17 protein-coding genes and 1 pseudogene are annotated in these 24,712 nt (G+C 75.3%); 3 read left to right on the forward strand and 15 right to left on the reverse strand.

Annotation, left to right across the window (positions count from 1 at the left end; all coding sequences use genetic code 11):
• Positions 1–438 carry an acyl-CoA thioesterase gene (locus FGW31_RS22610; protein ID WP_142195297.1) on the forward strand — a complete coding sequence of 146 codons (438 nt, stop codon included), beginning with the start codon at positions 1–3 and terminating at the stop codon, positions 436–438.
• The gene (locus FGW31_RS22615) at positions 435–1,100 is read left to right on the forward strand and encodes a hypothetical protein (RefSeq protein ID WP_142195298.1); all 666 of its coding nucleotides are present in this window, start codon (positions 435–437) and stop codon (positions 1,098–1,100) included. The genes FGW31_RS22610 and FGW31_RS22615 overlap by 4 nt, the downstream gene beginning before the upstream one ends.
• Before the next feature lie 44 nt (positions 1,101–1,144).
• Here the strand turns inward: FGW31_RS22615 and FGW31_RS22620 are convergent, their stop codons facing one another.
• The 4 genes from FGW31_RS22620 to FGW31_RS22635 all read right to left on the reverse strand — a co-directional run bounded on the left by FGW31_RS22620 (position 1,145) and on the right by FGW31_RS22635 (position 8,765).
• Complete coding sequence (locus FGW31_RS22620) at positions 1,145–2,113, reverse strand: ABC transporter ATP-binding protein (protein ID WP_142195299.1); 969 nt, start codon at positions 2,111–2,113, stop codon at positions 1,145–1,147.
• 43 nt (positions 2,114–2,156) lie between these two features.
• Complete coding sequence (locus FGW31_RS22625) at positions 2,157–4,940, reverse strand: ABC transporter permease (RefSeq protein WP_233452555.1); 2,784 nt, start codon at positions 4,938–4,940, stop codon at positions 2,157–2,159.
• Positions 4,933–8,208, reverse strand: coding sequence for an ABC transporter permease (locus tag FGW31_RS22630; protein ID WP_233452556.1), 3,276 nt, complete (start codon positions 8,206–8,208; stop codon positions 4,933–4,935). The genes FGW31_RS22625 and FGW31_RS22630 overlap by 8 nt, the downstream gene beginning before the upstream one ends.
• Before the next feature lie 143 nt (positions 8,209–8,351).
• Positions 8,352–8,765, reverse strand: coding sequence for a globin (locus tag FGW31_RS22635; protein WP_142195300.1), 414 nt, complete (start codon positions 8,763–8,765; stop codon positions 8,352–8,354).
• A gap of 57 nt (positions 8,766–8,822) precedes the next feature.
• On the opposite strand from FGW31_RS22635, the gene FGW31_RS22640 reads away from it, so the two are divergent.
• Positions 8,823–9,806: a methyltransferase domain-containing protein gene (locus tag FGW31_RS22640; RefSeq protein ID WP_142195301.1), complete on the forward strand. Its 984-nt coding sequence runs from the start codon at positions 8,823–8,825 to the stop codon at positions 9,804–9,806.
• 21 nt (positions 9,807–9,827) lie between these two features.
• On the opposite strand, the gene FGW31_RS22645 is transcribed toward FGW31_RS22640, so the two are convergent.
• The 11 genes and pseudogenes from FGW31_RS22645 to FGW31_RS22695 form a co-directional block, all read right to left on the reverse strand.
• Positions 9,828–11,216 (reverse strand): FHA domain-containing protein, encoded by a 1,389-nt coding sequence (locus tag FGW31_RS22645; RefSeq protein WP_142195302.1) that lies wholly within the window; start codon positions 11,214–11,216, stop codon positions 9,828–9,830.
• An 83-nt stretch (positions 11,217–11,299) separates the two neighbouring features.
• Positions 11,300–12,646, reverse strand: coding sequence for a vWA domain-containing protein (locus tag FGW31_RS22650; RefSeq protein ID WP_142195303.1), 1,347 nt, complete (start codon positions 12,644–12,646; stop codon positions 11,300–11,302).
• A gap of 129 nt (positions 12,647–12,775) precedes the next feature.
• On the reverse strand, positions 12,776–14,203 hold the full coding sequence (locus FGW31_RS22655; RefSeq protein ID WP_142195304.1) for a PP2C family serine/threonine-protein phosphatase: 1,428 nt from the start codon (positions 14,201–14,203) through the stop codon (positions 12,776–12,778).
• A 3-nt stretch (positions 14,204–14,206) separates the two neighbouring features.
• On the reverse strand, positions 14,207–16,807 hold the full coding sequence (locus tag FGW31_RS22660) for a serine/threonine-protein kinase (RefSeq protein ID WP_142195305.1): 2,601 nt from the start codon (positions 16,805–16,807) through the stop codon (positions 14,207–14,209).
• A gap of 22 nt (positions 16,808–16,829) precedes the next feature.
• The gene (locus FGW31_RS22665) at positions 16,830–18,164 is read right to left on the reverse strand and encodes a hypothetical protein (protein ID WP_142195306.1); all 1,335 of its coding nucleotides are present in this window, start codon (positions 18,162–18,164) and stop codon (positions 16,830–16,832) included.
• 68 nt (positions 18,165–18,232) lie between these two features.
• Complete coding sequence (locus FGW31_RS22670; protein ID WP_182674728.1) at positions 18,233–19,282, reverse strand: glutamate ABC transporter substrate-binding protein; 1,050 nt, start codon at positions 19,280–19,282, stop codon at positions 18,233–18,235.
• Positions 19,283–19,317: 35 nt separating this feature from the next.
• Positions 19,318–20,745, reverse strand: coding sequence for a hypothetical protein (locus FGW31_RS22675; protein ID WP_182674726.1), 1,428 nt, complete (start codon positions 20,743–20,745; stop codon positions 19,318–19,320).
• Between the two features lie 208 nt (positions 20,746–20,953).
• Complete coding sequence (locus tag FGW31_RS22680; protein WP_142195307.1) at positions 20,954–21,916, reverse strand: IS481 family transposase; 963 nt, start codon at positions 21,914–21,916, stop codon at positions 20,954–20,956.
• A 274-nt stretch (positions 21,917–22,190) separates the two neighbouring features.
• Positions 22,191–23,165, reverse strand: a complete 975-nt coding sequence (locus FGW31_RS22685) for an N-acetylglucosamine kinase (RefSeq protein ID WP_142195308.1) — start codon at positions 23,163–23,165, stop codon at positions 22,191–22,193.
• Entirely contained in the window at positions 23,156–24,421 is a 1,266-nt protein-coding gene (locus FGW31_RS22690) for a 6-phospho-beta-glucosidase (protein ID WP_142195327.1), read from the reverse strand. Before FGW31_RS22690 ends, FGW31_RS22685 begins: the two co-directional genes overlap by 10 nt.
• Positions 24,422–24,423: 2 nt before the next feature.
• Positions 24,424–24,534, reverse strand: a pseudogene (locus FGW31_RS22695) (carbohydrate ABC transporter permease); the annotation flags it as partial.
• Between the last annotated feature and the right edge of the window lie 178 nt (positions 24,535–24,712).

The raw sequence follows: 24,712 nt of genomic DNA on the forward strand, positions 1-24,712 counted from the left end.
TTGCGGCACATCTACCGCTGCCCGCTGCGCTGGGCGGACATGGACGCGTACGGCCACGTCAACAACGTGGTGTTCCTCCGCTACCTGGAGGAAGCCCGTATCGACTTCCTGTTCCGCCCGGAGAAGGACTTCAAGCAGGGGTCCGTGGTGGCGCGGCACGAGATCGACTACAAGCGGCAGCTCGTCCACCGGCACACGCCCGTGGACATCGAGCTGTGGATCACGGAGATCAGGGCGGCGTCCTTCACCATCGCCTACGAGGTGAAGGACGGCGACGACCAGATCTACGTGCGTGCCTCGACGGTCATCGTGCCGTTCGACTTCGAGGCGCAGCGTCCGCGCCGGATCACCGACGAGGAGCGCGAGTTCCTCGAGGAGTACAGGGACGACGCCGACGCCGAAGCCGATGCCGCCGAGGAGGAGGCCGTCGCCGCATGACGGTGCTGCACCTCGCCGACGAGGGGGAGGCCGCGGACCTCGCGGCCTTCCTCTCCCGGCTGCTGCACTACGACCGTTCGGCCGCGGTGCGGTTGCAGGCGGCCGGTACGGCGCTCGCCGTGTTCGGCCGGCCGCCGTCCTTCGAGGTGCTGGCGATCCGCGCCGTGCGCCTGGCCAAGCCCTACGAGAACGGACTCGACGTCACGCTGGACGTGACCGTGTCCGCGGGTGAGCTGCTGGAGTCGGTGGACGAGTCCGCCGCCACGGCCATCGTGCCGGGCGCGGTGACCGGGCCGCCGTGGGCCGGAGTGCTGCCGCCGCGGGGCGGCTGGCGGGCCGAACCGGGACTGCCGGCGTCCGAGGAACTGCGGGCGCTGGTCGCCGCGTCGGTCGCGGAGTTCCGGTCGCGTACCGGCGAGTTGGCGCCGGAGCGGCGTACCCGGGCCGAGCTGGACCGGATCGGGCGGGAGATCTGGTCCCGTACGGTCGCGGAGACCGGGCTTCCGGTGCGGGCGGTGCACGCCGCCCAGTCGTTGGGGTTCCTGCGGGGCGAGGAGCAGGGGCTGTTCTCCTCGGGCGGGTGGCTCCGGCTGCGCACCCCGTACGGGTCGGTCGCGGTGCGGCGGGCCGGGCTCGGGGCGCTGGGTCTCAGCGTGCGCTGAGACCGCGCGACGCCGTCCCCGGCTCCGGCGGCTCGTCGGCTGCGTCAGCCGTGTTCGCTGTCGTCCGGGCGGACGGCGATGTGGTCGGGTTCCAGTTCCAGCGCCACGCGGTCACGCATGCCCAGGGCCCGCGTGTACTCGGCGGGCAACTGGAGACGGCCGGCGCGGTCGAGCATCGCGTACTCGCGGGCGACCACGGTCTCGTGGCCGGTGGCGGCGTCGACCTCGCTGCGGCGCAGCACCTCGGTGGAGGTGCGGCCGTCGCGGATGGCGACCGTGCGGCGCACCTCGCTCGCCACCGCCTGTTCGTGCGTCACGATCACGACGGTGGTGCCGAGCCGTTCGTTGGCGGTGCGGAACGCGGCGAAGATCTGTTCCGCGGTGTGGGAGTCGAGTTCGCCGGTCGGTTCGTCGGCGAGCAGCACCGCCGGGTCGCCCGCCAGCGCCACGGCGATGGCGACGCGCTGCTGCTGGCCGCCGGACATCTCGTGCGGGCGGCGGTCGCGGCAGTCGGCGACCTCCAGCAACTCCAGCAGTTCCAGGGCGCGTTCGGCGCGAGCGCGGCGCGCGGTCCGCGACCGGCCGCGGCTGCCGGCGAGTTGCATCGGCAGCGCCACGTTCTGCGCCGAGGTCAGATACGGCAGCAGGTTGCGGGAGGTCTGCTGCCAGACGAAGCCGACGACCTCACGGCGGTAGGCGAGCCGGTCCCTGGCGGTCATCGTGAGCAGATCACGGCCGGCCACGCGGGCCGCGCCGGCCGTCGGGGTGTCCAGGCCGGCCAGGATGTTCATCAGCGTCGACTTGCCGCTGCCGGAAGCACCCACCAGGGCCATCAGCTCGCCCTCGCTCACCAGCAGGTCCAGCCCCTGGAGTGCCTGCACCTCCACACCGTCCGCGGTGAACACCCGGACCAGGCGGTCGCAGGTGATGAGGGCGTCATGGCCGTAGGCCGGGCGGTCGCGGTCGGCGGTGACGCGGCCGGCCAGCTCGGCCAGCGTGGGGTGCGCGGTCACGGGGTGCCTCCTGACGGGAGTGGACGGCGAGGTGCGGGCGCGGTCACCGGACGTCCCCCGCCCGTAGTTCCCGCACCGAGCCGCGGCGCCCCGTCCACCACGCCTGCGCGGCCGCGACACCGACGGTCAGGACCACCACCGCCAGCGCGGGCACCAGCAGCGACACCGGGTCGGTACGCAGTTCCGCCGGGCCCGCCGGGGAGGCGGCCGTGGCGACGGCGAGGGTCGTCAGGTCGACGCCGGGCGCGAGCAGCCGGACGGCCGCCCAGGCCGTGAGGGTGCCGCCGGCCGCCGCGAGCAGCGCCTGCGGCAGGGACTCCAGGACGAGCAGCCGGCGGCCCTGCGCACGGGTGAGGCCCATGGTGCGCAGCCGGGCCAGCAGCGCGGCGCGTTCCGGCGCGGCACGCAGCAGGGTCAGCAGCAGCGCGAGGACGGCGTACCCGGCGCCCGCCGCCACCGCCGCGGCGTAGACGCGCTCGGCGCCGGACTGCAGGGGCGAGTCGACGTAGGCCGCGAACGCCTCCGCGCGCAGCCGGACCCGGGCGTCGTCGCCCGCCGCCGCGCGCAGCCCGTGCGCGTCAGGGCGGTCGCCGGTCACCAGCAGGGAGGTCGGCCGGGCGGCCGCGGCGGGCAGCCCCGCCCGGTCCACGACCAGGAACTCCTCCCCGACGAGCACGGGCGTGCGCTCCCGCGCCCCGACGATCCGCACGGTGACGTGGCTGCCGTCGCCAAGGCGCACCGGGAACGGCCGGGTGCCGTAGCGCTCGGCGACGGCGGGGGAGGCCAGCGCGGGCAGGGGCGCGGCGGCGGAACCGCCGGGGGCGGTGGTATCTCCGGGGACGGCGAGGACGTCCGCGTCGAAGGTGCCGATGCCGGTGTGCCGGGCGAGGGCCGCGTAGCCGTCCGGGTCGACACCGGCCAGCGGGACGGTCGGCCTGCCGTCCTGCGGATGGGCGGAGGAGTCGACGCTCACCGCGGTCACGTCCCGTACGCCGGGCACGCGGCGGACCCGGTCGGTCAGCCCGGACGGCAGTCCGCCCGGCGCGTCGACGCGGGCGTCCGCGCCGACGGCCAGGACGGCCGCGCGGTCCCGGGCGTCGGCCACACCGGTGAGGACGGAACCGCCGAAGGCGGCGGTGGTCAGTGCGGTCAGCAGCGCGAGCAGCGGCAGTACCGCGGACGCGGAGGTGCGGCCCGCGCGGGCCAGCGACAGCGGGCCGACGACGCCGCGCAGTCGTCCGGCCGGACGGGCCAGCGCGCGCAGCGGCAGCGGGTACAGGCGCACCAGCACCAGGGCGGCGATCACGCCGACCAGGACCGGGGCCAGGGACACCAGCGGGTCGCCGGACGGATCCGGCCCGTCCGAGGTGCCGCGGGTGCGCAGCGCCACGATCGCGCCCACCGCCACGGTGAGCAGGGTGAGTTCGGCGACCGTGCGGCGCCGGGACGGGCGGGCCGCGGCGACGTCGCCGCGCGCGGCGTGCACGCGCACCGAGCGGTGCGCGGCGACCGCCCGCAGCGGCAGCGCCGCGCAGGCGAGCAGCGCGGTCGCCGCCGCGGCGGCCACGGCGTACAGCGGCCGGGCCCCGGGGAGCGCCGACCGGGCGGCGGCCAGTCCGAGGGCGGCGGCCGGTACGGCGACCACCGCGGTCTCCGCCAGCAGCCGGCCGGCCAGTCCGCGCAGCGAGGCGCCGCGGGCGCGCAGCAGGACGAGTTCGGCGCGGCGCCGGTCGGCGGCGAGCGAGCCCGCCATGAGCAGCACGACCGCCGCGACCGTGCCGGTGCCGGACGCGGCGACGGCGACCAGCGGGCCGATGGCCGAACGCAGCCGCTCGTGATCGGCGAACACCTCGTCGAGCGCGGTGTCCGCCTCCACGTCCGGGGACGCGGCCGCCCGCACCCGCTGCAGCAGCGGGCCCGCCTCCAGGGAGGCGACCGCCGACGTCAGCCGGGCCGGCTCGTGGCCGTGCACCGCGGACACCTTCGGCGCCAGCGTCCAGTACCGCTCGGGCGTACCGGGCGTGCCCAGCATCGCGGGCGCCGCGTCCGGGGGCAGCAGCAGCGCGCCGACCCAGAACACGCTGCGCTGCGGGTCGCCGGGGACGTTGGCGAGGCTGGGGCTGCGCAGCACCGGCGTGGCCGACCAGTACGCCTCCCGGGGTGCGCGGGGTTCGACGATGCCGGTGACGCGCACCGCGAGCGGGGCGCGTTCCACACCGGGCACGTGCAGGACGGAACCCACCTCGATGTTCAGCTTCCGGGCGGTCTCGGCGCTGACGGCGGCCTCGACGGCCCGCGTCGCCGCGGTGGTGCCGGCCCGGGGCCGTGGCAGCCGGCCCGCGCGCAGCCGGGAGTGGTCGGCGAGAGCGTTCGGCGCGACCAGGAGGAACTGCGGAGGCACCTCGTCCGGCCGGGACAGCCACGGGTCCGGGACCTCCAGCCGCCGGGTGGTGCGCACGCCGTAGGAGGACTGCTCCGGGTCGAGCGGCAGCATGCGGCCGGCCAGCGCGAGGATCTTCGCGTGGGCGGCGCGCACCGCGGCGTGCCGCAGCTGCGTCTCCCGCTCTCCGGGCGGCGGCGCGAAGTCGGCCCGGGAGGTGTACAGCTGGACGGTGGTGCGGCCGGGCCCGGCCGCCTCCAGGGCGCGGCGCAGCCCCGCGTCGTCGTACCGGTCGACCGCCAGCGGCAGCGCGGCGGCCAGGAACGCGGTCACCGCGACCAGCAGCGCCAGCGCCGCCGCCGCGGTGGGAGCGGCCCGCAGCCGTGTACGCACCCACGGCGCCACCGCACGCACCCGCCTCACCGCCGGCACGGCCACGTCACTCACCGCCCCGTTCCCGCAGGGACGTCACCGGGTCGGCCCTGCGCAGCGCCAGCACCGCGGTGACCAGCAGCGGTGCGGCGGACACGGCGGCCAGGAGGACGGCCACCCGCAGCGGCGGCAGTTCCACCAGGACCTCCGGCACCGGACGGCCGGCCTCCCCGGTCAGCATGATCAGCGGGATCACCGACCGGGCCAGCACCGTGCCCAGCAGGACGCCCACCGCCAGCGCAAGACCGACCAGCACCCCGTGCTCGACCAGCACCACCCGGGCCAGCCGCCGCCGGGAGGCGCCCAGCGCGCGCAGCACCGCGAACTCGGCCGACCGTTCGCGCAGCGAGCCCGCCGCGCCCACCGCGAACCCGACCGCCGTCAGCGCCGCCGCCGCGAGGGCCGCCGCGCCGAACACCGCCCCGGGCCCGGCGCCGAACGGGTCGTCGCGCAGCTGCCTCGCGATCTCGTCGCGCACCACCACCCGCGCCGGGTCGACGTCGGGCCGGTCGCGCAGCGCACCGGCCACCCGGGCCGACGCGCCCGGCGCGGTCGCCAGCCACCACTCGCCCGGCGCCACGCTCGTGCCCTGCCGCTGCTGCAGCACCCGGTTGACGGACCGCAGGTCGACCAGCAGCGCCCCGCCGTCGTCCGCGCCGCCGGTCGGCGTGGACGGCAGCTCCCGCACCGCCCGCACGATCCGCAGCGGCACGGTGGCGTCACCGATCCGCACGTCCACCCGCTGCCCGGGACGGGCGCCCGCGGAGTCGAGGTACCGGTCGGTGGCCACGGCGTTCACCTCGGGCACCGCCCGCTGCGGCACCTGGAGGCCGACGGTGAGGGAGGCGGCCCGCCAGGCCATGTCGGCGGGCACGTACCCGGTGCCGTACGTGAAGGTCGCGGGGTCGGACGCGGCGCGGCGGGGCGGGCTCGGGTCGGTGGTGCCGTCCGGCGCGGACACCGCCGCGTCGGCGCGCACGGACGGCTTCCACGTCGCCGGCAGCCGCAGCGCGCGCTCCCGCCCGCCGGTGTCCGTGGCGGTCAGCGCGGCCAGGGTGAGACGGTGCCGCTCGGCCTTCCCGACCGGCTGGTACAGGTCGAGGCGGAGCCCGGTCAGGGTCAGCGCGCCGACCGGCGCCTCGGCGGCCGCCGCCAGGTCGAGCACCAGCGTGTGCGGCCGCCCGTCGGCGCGGAGCGCCCCGAGGTCCAGCCCGTACGGCGTGCCGTAGGAGTCCACCAGCGTCGCGGTGACGTCGACCGACGACGCCGGGTCCGCGCCGCCGAGGCGGGCGGTGAGTGCCAGGCGCGCGGTGCCCGCCGGCACCCGGACACCCGCGGTGGTGCCCTCCGGCGACAGGCCCCGCACCCACGCGTCCACCGGCTCCGCCGCCAGGTCGGAGCGCATCAGCACGGTGTCCGCCGCGTGCGCGGTGTCCAGCGCGAGCACGGTCGCCGTCCGCCCGCCCGACAGCGGCACGGTGGTACGCACGGCAGGCGCGGCCCGGCGGACACCGGGCACCGCCGCGTACGCCTGCGTACGGCCGAACTCGTCCTCGCCCGCGGCCACGACCCGCACCGGCGCACCCGCCCGGAAGTCCGCCTGGTCGTCCTGCGAACGCTCCCACGAGGAGCCCTGCCCGATCGCCAGCACGCCCAGCGCCACGGCGAGCACCAGCAGCAGCACCGGCCCCGCCCCGCGCATCGGACGGCGGCCGAGCTGCCAGCCGGCCAGCGCCCCCGGCAGTCCGCGGCTGCGCGCCGCCCGCCGCTCGGCCGGCCGCGCCACCAGTGGCAGCAGCCGCAGCGTCAGCACCGTGCCGGCGAGCAGCGCCAGCGCCGGCGCCACCACGAGCAGCGGGTCGACACCGAGATCGCGGCCGGCCGTACCGGCGGGCCGTCCGCTCAGCCGCCAGTACGCGACCGCGGCCACCACCAGCAGCCCCACGTCCGCGCCCGCGCGCACCACGCCCGGCAGCGGCCGCGCCCGGCCCGCCGTGAACGACGAGGCCAGCGCGGGGACGGTGACGGCGAGCGCACAGCCCACCGCCACACCCGCCGCCACCAGCCACACCGTGCCGCGCCCGGCGACCGCGCCGACGGACGCGTCCAGCCGCAGCCCGATCCGGGCCGGCGCGCCCTGCCCGGCCAGCAGACGGAGGAGCGGCCCCGCCAGCAGCACCGCGCACACCGCCGCGGGCACGGCCAGCAGCAGCGCCTCCAGCGCGGCCGGCCACGCCACCTGGCGGCGGGAGGCGCCGCGGGCCCGCAACAGCCGTGTCTCGGCGGCCCGTTCGGCGCTCAGCAGCCGGGCCACCAGCAGCAGCGCGCAGCCGGCGAGGAGGGCCAGCTGGAGCGCGATGATCAGCAGGGTGGAGCGGGAGACGAGCAGGGAGCGCTCGACCCGGTCCAGCACCGCGGGAAGCTCACTCGCGGCGCTCGCCGTGCCGTTCAGCGCCTCCGCCCTGGGCAGGGCGGTGGTGCCGGTGCGCATCGCCTCGCGCAGCGCGTCGATCCGCCCGGTGCCGAGCGTGGAGAAGTCGGCCGACGCCAGCCAGCCCGAGCCGCCCGCGCTGACCCGGTTCCCGGTGAACACGGACGGGTCGGCGAGCAGCGGACCGTACGTGGTGAAGTGCACCTCGACGATCCCGCGGCCGTCGAGGTCGTCCAGCCGCCAGTAGGGCGCGGCGGTGTCCACGGGCCGGTACACGCCGGTGAGCCGCACCGTGGCGGGCGGCCCGTCGAGCCGGTCGTCCAGGACGAACCGGTCGCCCGGCCCTACGCCGAGGCGGCGGGCGGCGGTCTCCGGGAGGGCGGCCTCGATCACCGTCCCGCCGGCCGCGCGGGGCAGCCGGCCTCCGGTGATCCGCACCTGCGTCCGGTCGAGGGCCGCGAAGTGCGTGAGGTCGGGTTCGTCGGTCTCCGCGCGGTCCCTGGCCGGGCGCAGCGAGGCGGGCAGGGCGTACGGGCCGGAGCGGGTGAGGGTGCGCAGCGTCACCGGCAGCCCGTCGAACGCCTCGCGCGCCCCGTCGCGTACGGCGGCGTCGGCGGCGGCGCGACCGTCGGCGGGGACGTCGGCGCGGACGGCGAGCGTGGTGTCGCCGGCGGCACGCGGGTCGCCCAGGGCGTGCCGCAGGGCCGCGTCGCCGATCGCGGTGGAGTAGGCGGTGAGGGTGGCCAGGACCGCCGTGGTCAGCAGGATCGTGAGCAGGGCCGCCGCGAGCAGCGGCCGGTGCGCCCGCGCGCGGGCGAGCACGAACCTCGCCGACCCCCCTGCGGCAGCCACCCCAACCCCCCGTGGTTGTCCGGACCTCCGGGTGATGTTGTCAGAGGCGGTGTCGCACGGGTAAGCGCCGTGAATACGGGCTTGACCGGATTGTGATCGAAATGTGGCTACGTATTACCGGAATGCGACCGGAGTGGGCAGCGTCAGTCCGCGGTGTTGATCATCGAGGCCGCCGCGTACGTCAGGTACTTCCACAGCGTCTGCTCGTGCTCCTCGGACAGACCGAGCTCGTCGACCGCGTCCCGCATGTGCTTCAGCCACGCGTCGTGCGCCGCCCGGTCCACCTTGAACGGGACGTGCCGCATCCGCAGCCGCGGATGACCGCGGTTGTCGCTGTACGTGGTCGGACCGCCCCAGTACTGCATGAGGAACAGCGCGAGCCGCTCCTCGGCCGGGCCCAGGTCCTCCTCGGGATACATGGGCCGCAGCAGCGGATCGCCGGCCACTCCCTCGTAGAAACGGTGGACGAGCCGGCGGAAGGTCTCCTCCCCGCCGACCTGCTCGTAGAAGGTTTGCTCCTGAAGCGTGCCGCGCCGAATCTCTGTCACGCCGTCCATGGTCTCAGACACCCGGACATAGGACTCAAGGCCTAGGACCGGCCTACTGTGGGAGCCATGGACGGGCAGCACCGTGATCACGGTGACGTCGTCGCCGCCTCGGCGCGGGCGGCGCTCGTGCGGGAGATCGACGCGAGCGGCGCGTTCGACGCCGACCCGGTGTGGCGGGAGGCGTTCGCCGCCGTGCCGCGCCACCTGTTCGTACCGGCCTACTACGCCGGCGTCGTCGGCGGCTACGAACGCCGGTCGGCCGACGACCCGGATCCGGCGGCGCGCGAACGGTGGCTGCGCGGCGCCTACGAGGACACCCCGCTGGCCATCCGGCTGAGCGACGGCGAACTGCTCTCCTCCAGCAGCCAGCCCTCCCTGATGGCGCTGATGCTGGCCGGACTGGACGTCCGGGACGGCCACGACGTCCTGGAGATCGGCACCGGCAGCGGCTACAACGCCGCCCTGCTCGCCCACCGGCTCGGCGACGACGACCTGGTCACCACGGTGGACCTGGATCCGGAGCTGACCGCGTCGGCCCGCCGGCACCTCGACGCCGCCGGACACCACCCGGTCGTCGTCACCGGCGACGGCGCGCGCGGGGTGCCCGAACGCGCGCCCTTCGACCGGATCATCGCGACCTGCGCGCTGCCGTCGCTGCCGCGCGCCTGGCTCGCCCAGTGCCGCCCGGGCGCGCGGATCGTAGCCCCGTTCGCCACCGGTCTGGTCGCGCTCACGGTGCGCGACGCCGGGCGCGCCGAGGGGCGCTTCCTGCACACGCCCGCCTACTTCGTGCCGCTGCGCGGCGCCGGCCGGTCCCGGCAGGAGCAGCCCGACCTGGACGGACTGCCGGCCGCGGCGCGGGGCAGCGACCTGTTCCGCTTCCTGCTGGCGCTGACCGCCGGCGTCCTGGAACCACGGGAGGCGTACGAGGTGTGGGAGCGCGAGGGCAGGCCGCGGCGCGAACGCTACGGCCTGACCGCCGACGGCGAGGGCGACCGCGCCTGGCTGGACGACCCGCGCGGGCCGTACGTCTGGCCAGTGCCCTCCTGACGTCCCCGCCGGACGGTTTCCTCAGCCCCGGCGGATCGTGATCGTCGTCCAGGCGCCCACGTGGACCCGGTCGCCGTCCTGCAGCGGCACCGGGACGAACGGCTGGATCGGCTCGTCCGAGCCGTTGACCGTCGTGCCGTTCGTCGAGTTCTGGTCGACGACCGCCCAGGTGCCGTCCGGCTGCTGCACCAGCACCGCGTGCTGGTGCGAGACGCCCGGGTCCTCCGGCGGAGTCGACAGATCGATGTCCGGGGTGTCGCCGGTGGAGTGGCGGCGCCGGCCGATGGTGATCTGGTTGCCGGTGAGCGTGCGCTGCTGCTCCGGCGAGTACGCGGGCAGGTTCAGGCCCGCGGCCTCGGGGCCGGAGCGCTGCATCATCGCCATGAAGTACTCGCGGTCCGGGCCGATCGTCGCGGTCCAGGTGGCCGGGCCCTGCGGCGGCCGGTGCTGCTGCGGGAAGCCGGCGGGGCCGGGCGGCGCCTGGGTGCCGCCGGGCTGCGGGTAGCCGTAACCGCCGTGCGCACCGGGGCCGTTCGGACCACCGGGACCACCGGGGCCGCCGGGACCACCGGGGCCGCCGGGGCCACCGGCGCCACCGGGGCCGCCGGTCGGCGGGGAGATCACCCAGTCGTCGTCACCGCCGCCGAAGGCGGGCCCGCCCTGCTGCGGGCGGCCGGTGTCCTGCGGGAACGCGGGCGGGGCGGGCGGTCCGGGCTGGAACGCCTGCGGAGCACCGGGACCGCCGGGACCACCCGGGCCACCGTGACCGCCGGGGCCGTTCGGGCCACCGTGACCGCCGGGGCCACCGTGACCGGGGCCGCCGGGGCCGGGACCACCGTGGCCGGGCGGGCCGGGCGGTGGCGGTACCGGGCGCGAGGGATCGCCGCCGAATCCGGGCGGGCCCGGCGGGATCGGCTCGGCGGGCCGGTTCATCTGCGAGGGGCGCGAGCTCTGGTAGTCGTACGCGTCACCGCCGCCGTACGACGGGCCGGGCGGCGGCGGGAAAGGCCCACCGGGCCGCTGACCCGCACCGGGACCCTGACCCGGGCCCTGACCAGGACCCTGACCGGGTCCGGGGGCCGGCGGGCGCGGGGCGGCCGGGGTGTACGACGTCGCCGTGTTCGTCAGGAAGTTCCACCGGCACTCCTCGCAGAACGGCGCACCGCCCTCACGCGGCGTACGGCACTGCGGGCACAGCTCCGGCGGACGGCCACCGGGGCCGCCGAAACCACCGGGGCCTCCCGGGCCGCCGGGGCCGCCGGGTCCGGGCGGCGGCGGGAAGCCGTAGCCGCCGCCGGGCGCGGGAGGCGGGGGAGGAGGAGGTGGGGGCACGGCACCCGCCATGCGGTGACCGCACACCTCGCACCAGTCGTCGGAACCCGACTGGTGTCCGTTCGGGCAGGTCGGCATGTCGGCGCTTCCCCCTCTCCTTGGCCGGCCGCTTCCGGCCGGATTTCTCCAACCCCGAGGGGCCGGGCTCGATTACTTCCGGGTCACTTCTTTACACGAACCGTCTTGGTGGACCGAGTCTCGAGCGTCATCTCGTCGGCCTCCTCGACCTTCGCCTTCAGTCGCACAGTACCCGTCGCGGCATCGACCACGTCCACCACCTTCGCAAGCAGTTTCGCAGTATCCGCGTTGCCGGAGGCGCTCGCGAGCTGAACCGCACGGCCCAGTTTGGCCGTTGCTCCGTCGATGTCGCCCACTTTGCGCAGATCGAGCCCCTCTTGGATGACTTGGGACAGTTCCGCTTGCCCGGTGTAGTGGGCGACCTGAGGGTTGATCGACGTCGAGGCGACCAGGTCGTCGGTCCACACGGCGCGGACCAGACCCTGCGCGCCGAGGTTCTGCACACTGCCGTCGGGCTGCGGGACGACCAGGGAGAGCCGGGCCGCGAGCATCTCCTGTCCGATGCCGGCGGGCGGGACCTCCACGCACAGGTGGTAGTCACGGGACTCGTCGCCCCAGGAACCCAGCGGGTAGTCGCCGGCGCGCGGGCCGGCCTCGGTGCGGCGCCGGGTCAGGTCCTCCACCGTCGGCGCGACCTGCTTGACGAACCGCACCGTCGTCCCGACCGGCGTCCACAGCCGCAGCGAGACGTCCGCGACCTCCTTGCCCATCGCCGTCTCCATCATCCGCGTGAAGTCGGCGGCGAGACCGGCCGGGTCGGCGACGATGTCGGCGGAGCCGAGCAACGCCGAGGCGACGGCTGTGACTTCTTTCACTTCCCAGTCGGTGCCCACGCCGCGGGCGTCACAGGTGAAGCGTCCCGCGCAGGCGTCCAGGGCGGCCCGGAGGTCCTGCGGCGACTCGTGCTCGTTGCGGCCGTCGGTGAGCAGGATGCCGTGGCGGATCGCCACGTCCGCCGGGGCCAGCAGCCGGTCGGCCAGCCGCAGCCAGGTGCCGATCGCCGTGCCGCCGCCCGCGGTCAGCTTGCGCAGCGCCTGCTTGGCCTGCTCCCGGGTGCCCGCGTCGGCGACCGCGAGGGTCCCGCCGCCCGGAAACACCTCCCGGGCCACGTGCGTGCCGCCGACCACCGCGAAGCGCACGCCGTCGCGCAGCGCGTCGATCGCGGCGGCCGTCGCGTCACGGGCGTTGCGCATCTTGGTCGGCGGGTAGTCCATCGAGCCCGAGCAGTCGACCATCAGCACCACGGCCGCCGACGGTCCCTGTCCGGGCGAGTACAGGTGGGGCGCCGTCACCGCGCTGCCGACGGTGCCGCCGCCGGTCGCGGTCACCGTGACGACGGCGTCGACCTCGCGGCCCTCCTCCGGCAGGTACTCGTTCTGGTACACGTCGACCGAGAACTGCGGCACATTCGATTTCGTGGAATTGGCCATGCCTGCTTCGATCCCCCTAGGTGCCCCGGCGGCGCGGGGCGACGACGGATGACGGACCGGTCCCCTCCGGTCCGTTGAGGCTCCCCCGTGAGGGGCGTCCCGTACGCGGCCTCAGGCCGATCCTGCCCCTTACGGGACGGCCGGGAACGGCACGAGGGCCACTGTTACGTTGTCGTGGCCCCCGCCGTCGAGGGCATGACCGACCAGGACGCGGGCGCCGTGCAGCGGTCGTACGGCGGCGTCGGCGGGGACGACACCGGCCATCTCCTCGGCCGATTCCGCGTAGTTCCACAGGCCGTCGGTGCAGACCACGACCACTCCGGCACGGTCCGGCTTGTAGGACGCGGTGTGCGGTTCCAGGTCGTAGGCGTCGGCGCCGAGCCAGCCGGTGATCGCGTGCGCGCGCCGGTCGGCGTACGCCTCGGCCTCGCCCATCAGTCCGGCGGCGACCATCTGCGCGGCCCACGAGTCGTCCTCGGTGAGCCGGGCCGGCGGGGTGGAGCGGTCGACCGGGATCCAGTAGGCGCGGCTGTCGCCGACCCAGCCGACGACCAGCAGGCCCTCGGTGACCACGGTGCCGACGATGGTGCAGGCCGGGGCGTTCTGCTGCGGGGCGTGCTCACGGTCCGCACCCGGCTCGTCGGCCAGCGCGTTGACCGCGTCGGCGGCGGCGACGATCGCGTCGTGCATCGCCTGCTGCGGGTGCGTGCCGCGCGGCAGGGCGGCGAGCAGCGACTCGTTCGCCGCGCGGGAGGCGGCCAGGGACGCCTCGTCGGGCCGGGTCGCGGAGGAGACGCCGTCGCAGACGACCGCGACCGAGGCGGGCGAGCCGTCGGGCAGCGCGGTGGTGCCGACGGCGAAGGCGTCCTCGTTGCGGTGGTGGCGCAGGCCGCGGTCGCTGACCGCGGCGATCGGGCCGGATTCCTGTTCCATGTGGTCCCGTTCGCGCGGCTGGGCGTGGCCGCAGTTCTCGCAGTAGCCGTCGTCGTCGACCCGGCCCGCGCGGCAGGCCACGCACACCGCGGCGGCACCGGCGGCCCGCACGGGCTCGGCGGCCACCCGCGGGTCCGGCGCCTGCAGCGGGTACTCGTCGGGCTGCGTGACGGAGGCGGAAGGCGCGGGCGCGGGCGCAGGGGCGGGTGAGGGTTCGGGAGCGTGGGTCGGGGGCGTGGGGGCGTCCGGCCGGTGCTCGGGGCGCCGGTCGAACCGCACACCGGGCGAGGGGACGGCCGGGGGTGCCGTCGGCGGGGGCGGCGGTGGGGCCGCGCCCGGGACCGGAGGCACGGGCGCGCCCGCGGCCGGGGGCGCGGCGGGGGCGCCGGCACCGGAGGGCGCGGGCCACGCGGGCGGCGCCGACGGGGGCCGGGGGTGGGCACGGTCGGCCGCCGCCTGCGACGGCACCGAGCCGTTCATGGCGATCGTCGGCTCGCCCGCCGGGCGCGCGGGCACGACGGACAGGTCGTATCCGCACGCACCGCAGAAACGATCACCCGACTCGAGGGGTTCCTCGCAGCTCGGGCACTTCGACAGAGCGGCCTGCTGGGGCATCTGGGACATCAACTACACCCACGTCCGGGGGCGGTAACGATTGGCACGTTCCACCAGGTCGATCCTCTCCTCGCCGCTTCGCGCCAGCCGGGCCAGCGTGCGGTACGAACGCTCCAGACCGAAGCGCAGACCCCGCTCGTCCAGGCCGCTGCCGAGCAGCGTCCGTCCTCCGGCGGCATCGGGGTCCCCCCTGCTCGAACCGAGGTGAGAGCCTGGGGGAGGGACGGAACCCTGGCCCCCGGAGAGTACCCAGTCCAGCCCGCAGCCGAGGACTTCGACCGCCAACGACTCGCGGCGCGCCGGATCCAGACCGTACGCCTCCAGCGCCTCGACCTGGGCCGCGGCCGCGCACAGATCGTCCAGGAACGGTACGTCCGCGGCGGCCGGCGCACGCCCGCGCAGCCGGGCCCGGACGGCCGCCACCCGCGCCGCCGTGCAGTGCACGGACGACTCCGGCACCGCCTCCAGCGTGCGCACCGCGCCGCGCCGGTCACCGGCCGCCAACTGCACCCGGGCCAGCCCGAACGCGGAGCTCACATGGCTCGGGTCCGTCGACCACACCAGGCGGTAGTACTCGGCGGCGTTGTCCAACTGGCCCAGCACCTCCGCGCACAGACCGAGCGCCAGCTTCGGCGCGATCTCCCCGGGGAAGGCGTCGTAGATCGCGTCGAAGGCGAGCGCGGCGCCCTCGTGGTCCCCGGTGGCGAGCGACGCCACGCCCCGGTGCCAGACCACCCGCCAGTCGTCGGGGTCCTGTGCCTCCAGGGCGTCCAACTCGTGCAGCGCGGCGGCCCGATCGCCGGTCTCCAGCCGCGCCCGGACCAGCCGCAGCCGGGTCTCGGTCGACGGGGCGGGCACGGCGGCCAGCGCGGTGACCAGCTCACCCGGCGCGGACGCCGCCAGGCCCGCGAGGAGACCGGCGTGCGGGTCGGCGGGGTGCACGTGCGGCACGGGCAGCGCGAGCGCGGCGGCGGCACAGTCGACGGGCTCGACCGGCGCGCCGGGCCCGGCCGGGAGGGCGGTACCGGACGGCAGGGGCTGCCGTGCCCGCCTGCGGGGGCGCGGGTCGCGGGCGCCCAGCCGGGAGACGTCGCCGCTCAGCGACGGGAACAACTCGGTGTCCGTCACCCGCAGTTCCGGCCCGAACAGCGTGGACAGCGCGGGCCGCGCCCGGCCCGACTGCAGGGAGACGACCTCGCGCAGCACGCCCGTCAGCTGCTCCGCCATCTCCTGCGCGGAGGCGAACCTGCGCGCCGGATCGGGGTCGGTGGCGCGCACCAGCAGCCGGTAGAACGACTCGTACTGCCGGAAGACCCCGATGGTGTCAGGGTCGGGCAGCGAGTCCGCGTACACGCCGGTGTAGCCCTGGAAGTCGAACGTGAGGACGGCGAGCGTCCGGGCGACGGTGTACAGGTCCGACGCCACCGACGGGCCGACGTCGGCGACCTCCGGCGCCTGGTAGCCGACCGTGCCGTAGATGGCCGACTCCTCGTCGTCCATCCTGCGCACCGCGCCCATGTCGATCAGCTTCAGCTGGTCCTCGGTCTGGATCGCGTTGTCGACCTTGAAGTCGCAGTACAGCAGGTTGCGGCTGTGCAGGTGGCCGAGCGCCTCCAGCGCCTCCACGCCGTACGCGCACGCCTGTTCCACCGGCAGCGGATCCCGTCTGCCGTCCGGTGCGCGCCGGCCGTTGGCGATCTCCTTCAGCGACTTGCCGCCGACGTACTCCATGACGATGTAGCCGTCGAGGGAGCCGGTGCGCTGGTCCAGGTGCTCCACGAAGTTGTAGATGCGCACGATGTTGGCGTGCTCGATCTCCGCGAGGAAGCGCCGCTCGGAGATCGCCGCCGCCATCGCGTCCTGGTCGCCGGTGTCCAGCAGGCCCTTGAGGACCACCCAGCGGTCCGAGACGGCCCGGTCCACGGCGAGGTAGATCCACCCCAGGCCGCCGTGCGCCAGGCACCCCACCACCTCGTACTGGCCGTGCACGACGTCACCGGTGCGCAGCTTCGGCACGAACGAGTACGGGTGGCCGCACTTGGTGCAGAAGCCCTCCGTGCGCCCCGGCCGGCCGCTGCGGGCCCGGCCCACCGGCGCCCCGCAGTCCGAACGGGAGCAGAACCGCTTCCGCTCCGGCACCTCGGGGTGGTCCAGCACCATCGCGCGCGGATCGGGACGCGGGATCAGCGGCACCTCCACCAGCCCGGCGCCCAGACGGCCCCGGCCGGAGGACGCCCCGCCGCCGGAGCCGCGCACCGACACCGATCGGCTCGTCGCCCGTCCCGACAGCGACCGGGACAGCCGCCCGGACACCGAACGCCGGGACCGCGACGACTGCGACGACCGGGACGCATGCGACGACTGCGAGGGTCGTGACGACGGTGACGGCGTTCCGGAACCGCGGCCGCCGGGGCGGGAACCGTGCGAGCCGGCGCCGCACGGGCCCTTCGGGTCGCGGCCGCCGGCCGTGATGCCGGTCGGGGTCGAGCCGACCATGCCGGTCGGTGACACCACCGGCGCCAGCCCGCAGGTGTCGCAGTACAGTTCGCCGCCGCCGACGTCCTCGTAGGCGCCGCCGCAGCCGGGGCGTTGACACGTGCCGGGACCGCTCATGACGCCGCCTCCGCCCGCTCGCTCATGCGCCCTGCCCCCTGCCCTCGCCGGGCAGGCCCTGGCCCGGCACCCGCGGCGACACGCCCAGCGACTCCATGACCGACCACTGGTAGCGCAGCACCGCCTGCTCGGCGGCGCGCAGGTCGCAGGGCGCGCTCCACAGCATGCGGCGCGCCTTCTCGTAGCGCTCCACCAGCTCCGGATCCTCGGCGCAGCCGTGCCGGGCCGCCTTCGCCTTGTACGCGTCGAGCCGGCCGCGCAGCTCGGCGCGGACCGCGAGCGGCGCCGTCACCGCGGTCAACGACTCGCGGGCGCGCAGCAGTTCGTCCTCCGCCTTCTGCTCCAGGGACTCCAGCAGCGGCGACAGACGGTGCCACTGGGCGTGCCTGCGGTACTCGGCGGCCGTCGACAGCTGTTCCTGCAGCGCCGTCGGCGGGCCGCTGACCACCGGCACCTCCGTCGCCGCGATCTTCGCCAGTACCTCGCCGCGCGCGGTGCGTGCCTCGGCGAGCGTGCGGTCGGCGCGCGACAGCAGGTCGCGCAGCCTGACGATGCGCTTCTCGGCGTCCTGACGCACCGTCAGCACGGCGTCGATCTCCCGGCGCACGTCCTCCAGGGCGCGCGCCTCACGGTCGTAGACCGTGGTGTCCGGCCGTCCGCCGCCCGGGGCCGAACTGCCCTCCGCCGGCTTCCAGAACGCCAGCGGGTCCGACACCACCTGCTCGCGCAGCCTCGTCAGGGTGCGGGTGATCCGCTCCAGGTCGTCGCCGGCCGGGTGCTCGCCCGGCCGCACGCCCACGGAGTGCGCGAGCCGGCTGGTGCGCTGGAGTTCGGCCGCCAGTAGATCGATCCGCGCGGGCAGCGCCGACCACACCGCGTCCGCGGCGACGACCATGTCCAGCGAGGCCGCGTACAGCTCGTTCATGCGGTTCACGAGCGCGGCCAGCGAGTAGCGTTCGCTGAGCCTGCCGGAGGCGGCGTCGGGCGTCTGCGCGTGCGCGGCCGCCGTGGCGCTTCCGGGCACGGTCACCGCCTCGCCGCGCAGCAGCTCCGTCAGCTCCACCAGGTCCTCGCGGCTGGACCAGCGGCGGCGGGCCCTGATGTCCCGGGCGGTGCGGATCGCGTCCGTGTACGCGTCGAAGTACGCCCACAGCAGCGTGATCGAGGCTTCCGTGGCCGACCAGCGCTGCTCGGTGAGGCCGGTGAGCCGGGCGCCCTCCAGCAGTCTTCGGCCCGCGTGGTCCTGCAGGGCGAGGAGCGAGGTCTCGATCGCCTCGTGCTCCGCGCCGAGCCGCGCCAGCGCACGGTCCACCTCGTCCCGGTCCATCACCGGCCCGGTGGGATCCGTGTCGGCCATCGATCACCTCTCGCTGGGGAGTTGGAGGATTCGCAGAAGAGTCGGCAAGCGGGGAGGGGGCGTCGGGGTCAGTTCCTGCGCAGGTACTCCGGGGCCGGGGGTTCGGAACGGGCCGGGTCCTGGCCCATGGTGGCCGACAGCCACTTCCGGTACGAGGCCTGCCAGCCGTCACCGGTGTCCGCGCGGAAGTCCACCAGGATCCGGTTGACCCGGCGGACCAGATCGTCCGCGTCCTTCTTCATCGCCACGCCGTAGTACTCGGTCGTGAAGGCCTCGCCCTTGAGCTGGACCGTCGGATCCTGCGCGGCCTGGCCGGCCGCGAGCGCGCCGTCGGTCACCACCGCGTCCACCTCGCCGAGTTGCAGCCGGACCAGGCAGTCCAGCTGGTTCGGGACGGTCGTGCGGATGTCGGCGGTCGCCGGGAGACGGCCGGCCTTCCGGTCGGCCTCCAGCTGCGCGTACGCCGTCGAGCCCGTCGCCGTGCAGATCCTCCGCTCCGCGAGCGTCTCGTCGTAGCCCTCGACCGGTGAGGACTTCGGGGCCAGGACCTGCTGGCCGGTCCTGAAGTACGGCGCGGAGAACGCGACATCGCGCACCCGTGCGCAGTTGATCGTCATCGTGCGGACGACCATGTCGACGCGGCCGTCCTGGATCGCCGGGATGCGCTGGTCGGTCGGGATCGCCTTGAACTGCACGGCGTCCGCGTCACCGAGGATGTCCTCGGCGATCCGGTGCACCAGGTCGATGTCGAAACCCTCGAGCGTGCCGCTCTCCCCGCTGTTGGGGTCCCGGTAGCCCCAGCCGTAGCTGTTCTGGTCGATGCCCACGATCAGCTTGCGCTTCTCGCCCAGGCGGTTCTTGATCGCGTCGATCGTGGGACCGTCGGCGGAGGACGGGGGCAGGGTCTGCTTCTCCGGCTCCGCGCACTCCTCGGCCGCCTCCTCGGCGGGATGGGGGAGGGTCTGCGCGGCGGGGGACGTGGCGCCCGCGCCGGTGCGGGACGTGGCCGCCGTGCAGGTCAGCAGCAGGGCGAAGGTCAGGGCCAGTACGCAGGCGGTGGCCATGGCACCCACTCCGCCCCAGCCCCGCAGCCCGGCCCGTACGCGTCGTGCCGTCATCCTCGTCGCCTCCCTCGCCCTCCGCGTGCGCCCGTTCACCGGTACTCCGACAGCCTGCGGCCGATGCCCAGGACGGCGGCGGCCGCGCCCAGCACGGCGAGGACGGCCGCGCCGAGCGGCAGGCCCGCCAGCGCGTCCCGGCCGTCGCGCGCCGCCCGCTCGAACTCGCCCTTCTCGTGCGCCAGCGCGGTGGCCAGGTCCGCGTCGACGTTGTCGAAGCACTCGCCGGTCGCGCCCTCGGCGCCGATCACCATGTCCAGTGCCTGGTGGTAGTTGCCGTTCTCGTCCTGCTCCCGGGCGGCCGCGTGACGCTTCTTCCACTCGGTCGTGTTGGCCACCGCCGACGTGACCGGCCGCGCCCCGGTGTCGTCGTCCGCGAGGTCCTTCGCGCGGGCCAGGCCCTCGGCGAGCGCGTCCATGTCGCGGCCGAAGTCGTGGTCGTAGGCGTCGAACGTCTCGTCGCCGACCTTCGTCGTCTCGGCGCCCCGGGACACCAGCGTCAGGTTCTCGTTGCCGCGGGCCTTGAGGGAGGCGATGCGGGCGTCGTGCAGCGCGTCGAGCGAGCGGACACCGTGGTCGTAGGAGTCGTGCAGGCCGGCGCGGGCGACGGTGTGGCCGACGGCCAGCCACAGCAGGACCACGGTGGTGGCCGCCGTGGCCGCGACCAGGCCGTGGTTGAGGACCCGGTGGGTGCGGAGGTAGTCGCGGCGCTGGGCCAGGGCGAGGGCGGCGAGCGCGACGACGCCGAGGGCCAGGGCGGCCCACGGGTAGGGGGTGGCGTCCGCGTAGTCGGAGCGCAGGCGCTGGTTCTCCTTGGTGTAGAGGTCCTGCGCGGCCGGGAGCATCTCCTGCTGCATCTTCTCGTTCGCGTACCGCAGGTAGGCGCCGCCGACGGGAAAACCCTGGCGGTTGTACGTACGGGCGCGTTCCACCAGGCCCTTGTACTCGGGGAGCAGGCGGTTGAGTTCGGTGACGGTCGCCGCGGACGGGGAGTCGGGTGCGGAGTTGGCGGCGGCGTTGACGAGTTTCGCGGCGGCGGTGCGGATGCCCTTCTCGTACCGGTCCCGGGAGGCGGCGGTCTCCTGGCCGCCGGCGAGGAAGCCGCTGGACGCGGCGGTGTTGGCGTCCGCGAGGGAGCGGTAGATGTCGGCGGCGTCGGAGGTGAGGGGCTGGCTGCCGGTGAGGACGTCGTCGGCGGCCGCGGCGCGGTCGGTCATCTGCCAGGCGGTGACGGCGCCGAAGGCGAGGACGAGGGCGGCGAGGAGCGCGCCGATGATGCGCAGCCGGCCGGGTTCCGTGGTGGCGGCCCTGCGCAGGCGGTCCGCGCCCTCGGCGAACGCGGTGCGGCGCGGCTGCGGGGACGGGGCGGGGGCCGCGGGTGCGGGGGTGCGCTGGGGCGGCAGGGAGGGGAGGGCGGGCACGGCGGGGCCCGGCGGGGCCGGGCTGTTCGGCGTGTGTGTCATGTGACCTCCCCCGTGGTCATCCCTTCGCGGCAAGTATTGCCGCCGGGGCTGCCCTGTGCACCGGGCTTGGCACGATCTTGATCCGATTGCGGCGAGAATGCCGGGAATTTCGAATGCGCATCCCGTCATGCCGCGTTCGACTGCGCCCCCCCCGGGGTCCGCCTGCTGCCGCCGTGTTGTCCTCGTCGCCCTCGTCGCCCTCGTCGCCCTAGTTGTGCTGTCCGGACAGGTTGGTGACGCGGCTGGCGGGTGTCTGGCCGTCGATGCCGGTGTGGGGTCGGTGGTAGTTGTACCAGTCCAGCCAGTCGGGAAACGTGGCCTGGCGTTCGCGGTCTGAGGTGTAGGGCCGCTGGTAGGCCCACTCCTCGAGCAGGGTGCGGTGGAAGCGTTCGACTTTGCCGTTGGTCTGCGGCCGCCAGGGCCTCGTCCAGCGGGGGCTGATGCCCAGCTCGTGGCAGGTCTGGCGCCAGGTGTTCTTGGTGTAGGCCCAGGCGTTGTCGGTCAGCACGCGCTCGACGGTGACGCCTTGCTGGGCGAACCAGGCAGTTGCCCGTCGCAGGAAGGCTGCGCAGGTGGCGGCCTTCTCATCGGGCAGGTCCTCGGTGTAGGCGAGGCGGGTGTGGTCGTCCAGGGCGGTGTGCAGGTAGGCGTATCCGGTGCCGTTGCGGCGGTCCTGGTTGGCCCGGCCGGCTGCCCGGCCGAGGACCTTGTGGCCGCCGCCGTCGGGGATGCGGCCGAGCTTCTTGACGTCGATGTGGACCAGTTCGCCGGGCCGGGCACGCTCGTAGCGGCGGACGGGTTCGCCGGTGGCCCGGTCGCAGGCGGCGAGCGCGGGCAGGCCGTGCCGGACGAGGACGCGGTGGGCGGTGGAAGCGGCGATGCCGCAACGGGCGGCCAGCCGCACCGGACCGATCCGGTGTTCGCGTCGCAGCCGCACCACCTGCTGTTCGACCGGGGCGGGCGTCTGGCGCGGGCTGTGGTGGGGGCGGCTGGAGCGGTCGAGCATCCCGGCCGGGCCCAGTTGCCGGTAGCGGCCCGCCCAGCGTGCGGCGGTGGTGTGGCTGACCTGGAAGCGTTCCGCGGCCCGCCGCAGCGGCCAGCCTTCGTCCACGACACACCGGGCCAGGCGAAGCCGTCCGGTCGGAGTCAGCGGGGCGTTACGGTGGGACACGAGGGCCTCCTGCGGTCGGGCGTAGATGTCGCAATCCACACCGAACCCAGAAGGCCCTCACCTGTTCAAGCACCCAGCACGCGTGTCACCAACGTCCCGGGACAGCACACCTAGTTGTTTCTCGTTGTCCTCGTACTGTCGTCGTGCCGTGCCCTTGTGAGGAACACGCGGTGGATGTCTGTTCGGTTCCCGTGAGGGTGCGTGGTGGGTGCGGTGGGTGCCCGGGGCGGTGGGTGGGTCGGGGGCGGGCCGACGGGGCGTGGGCCCGCGGCGCTCAGGGGCGGTCGTAGTGGCGGCGCAGGCGGTTGTGGGCGTGGGCCGGGGCGGAGAGGTGGTCCAGGCCCAGGAGGCCCGCTCCCAGTACGGGGCTGCTGGTCACGACTCGGACCACGGCGCGTGGCGCCCGTTGGGCCAGCAAGGTGCGGATGCGGTCGTTGAGTTGAGGGTGTTCGGCGGCCAGGACGCTGCCGCCGAGGAGGACGGGGGTTTCTTCGTGGTGCAGGTCCAGACGGTGCAGGGCGATGGTGGCCATGGTGGCGATCTCTTCCGCCTGGCGGTCGATGACGGACTGCGCCACGTCGTCTCCGCCGGCGGCCGTCGCGAACAGTACGGGTGTCACCTCGTGGCGGCGGGCTGCGGGTACGTGTGCGAAGTGCAGCGCCTTGATGAGGGCCGGCATGTCGGGCAGGCCGAAGTGGGCCGGGAGCGTGTGGGCCAGGGCTGTGGGGGCGCCGCGGCCGTCCTGGGCGCGGGCGGCGTGCCACAGGGCCTCCTCGGCCAGGTGCCAGCCGCCGCCCCAGTCGCCCGAGAAGCGGCCCAGCGCCGGGAAGCGGGCGGTGCGGCCGTCGGGGCGCATGCCGACGCAGTTGATGCCGGCGCCGCAGACGACGGCCACGCCCCGGGGTTCGGTGACGCCGGCGCGGAGGACGGCGAAGGTGTCGTTGCGGACCGTGGTGGTGCTGCCCCAGCCGCGGGCGGTCAGCGCCTCGGTCAGCTGCTGCTCCTCCAGGGGCAGGTCGGCGTTGGCGAGGCAGGCCGAGACATGGGCGACGGAGGAGGCGCCGGCATTGCTGAGGGCCCGGGTGACGGTGGTGGTGAGCGTGGCCATCGCCGGGTCCAGGCCGACGGCCGGCGGACGGAAACCCGCGCCCCGGGCCGTGGCCAGGACCGTGCCGTCGTGGGCGATCACCGCCACGTCCGTCTTGCTGTTGCCGGCGTCGATGGCGAGGACGCCCGCGCTCAGGCCCACGTGAGGAACTCCCGGTTGTGGGCGACGAGTTCGTCGGTGAGCCGGTCCGCGTACGCGTACTGGCCGATCAGCGGGTGGGCGAGCAGGGCACGGAAGACACGCTCCCGGGTGCCGTGCAGGGCCGCTTCCAGGGCCAGGTCCTCGTAGGCGGTGACGTTGGCCATCAGACCGGCCAGGAGCGGATCGACGGGCGCGACGGGCAGCGGCGTGGCGCCCTTCGGGCCCACGCTCGCCTGGACCTCGACGACGGCGTCGTCGGGGAGGAAGGGCAGGGTGCCGTTGTTGCGGGTGTTGACCACCTGGTGCGGGGAGCCGGTGCCGCGCAGCAGCGCCGCCGCCAGGTCCACGGCCGCCTCCGAGTAGTAGGCGCCGCCGCGCTGCGCCAGCAGCGCCGGCTTCTCCGCGAGGTCCGGATCGGCGTACAGCGCCAGGAGGCGGCGCTCCATGTCGGCGACCTCGGCGGCCCGCGACGGCTTCGTGCGCTGCTCCCGTACGACCTCGTCGTGGGCGTAGAAGTAGCGCAGGTAGTACGACGGGACCAGGCCCAGGCGGTGCAGCAGGGGACGCGGGAGGCGCAGGTCGGCGGCGATGGTGTCGCCGTGGTCGGCGAGGAGGCCGGGCAGCAGGTCCTCACCGTCGGGGCCGCCCCGGCGTACCGCCGTCTCCCAGGTGAGGTGGTTCAGGCCGACGTGGTCCAGGTGGAGGTCCGCGGGCTCGGTGTCCAGGAGCGCCGCGAACTTCCGCTGCAGGCCGATGGCCACGTTGCACAGGCCGAGCGCCTTGTGGCCGGCCCGGAGCAGGGCGCGGGTGACGATGCCGACGGGGTTGGTGAAGTCGATGATCCAGGCGTCCGGGTTGGCGCGGCGCACGCGGTCGGCGATGTCCAGGACGACCGGGACCGTGCGCAGCGCCTTGGCCATGCCGCCCGCGCCGGTGGTCTCCTGGCCGACGCAGCCGCACTCCAGGGGCCACGTCTCGTCCTGTCGGCGGGCCGCCTGACCGCCCACGCGGAGCTGGAGGAGGACCGCGTCCGCGCCGTCGACCGCGGCGTCCAGGTCGGCGGTGGTGGTGATGGTGCCGGGGTGGCCCAGGCGGGCGAAGATGCGGCGGGACAGGGCGCCGACCGTCTCCAGCCGGTCCGTCGCCGGGTCGGTGAGGACCAGTTCGGTGAGGGGGAGGGTGTCCCTCAGCCGGGCGAAGCCGTCGACGAGTTCGGGCGTGTAGGTCGAGCCTCCGCCGACCACGGTGAGTTTCATAGTCATCCCTTGACTCCGGTGAGGGTGACGCCCGCGACGAACGCCTTCCGGGCGAAGAAGAACACGAGGATCACGGGGGCCACGACCAGCGTGGTGGCGGCCACGGTGAGGTTTCAGCCGGTGTGGTGAACGAGGAGACCACGTCCGGGCCGTCGGAACCGCCCGCGCGCAGGGCCTGGTTGAGCTTGTCGTCGTTTATTCGGGACGTTCCGGGCACGGCGGGGCTCCCAGGGGCAGGGGCAGGGGCAGGGGCTGGGGTGGGGGTGGGGGGCGGGAAAGCGGGGAGCGGGG

It is taken from the genome of Streptomyces calvus, assembly GCF_006782915.1.
Taxonomy (GTDB): Bacteria; Actinomycetota; Actinomycetes; order Streptomycetales; family Streptomycetaceae; genus Streptomyces; species Streptomyces calvus.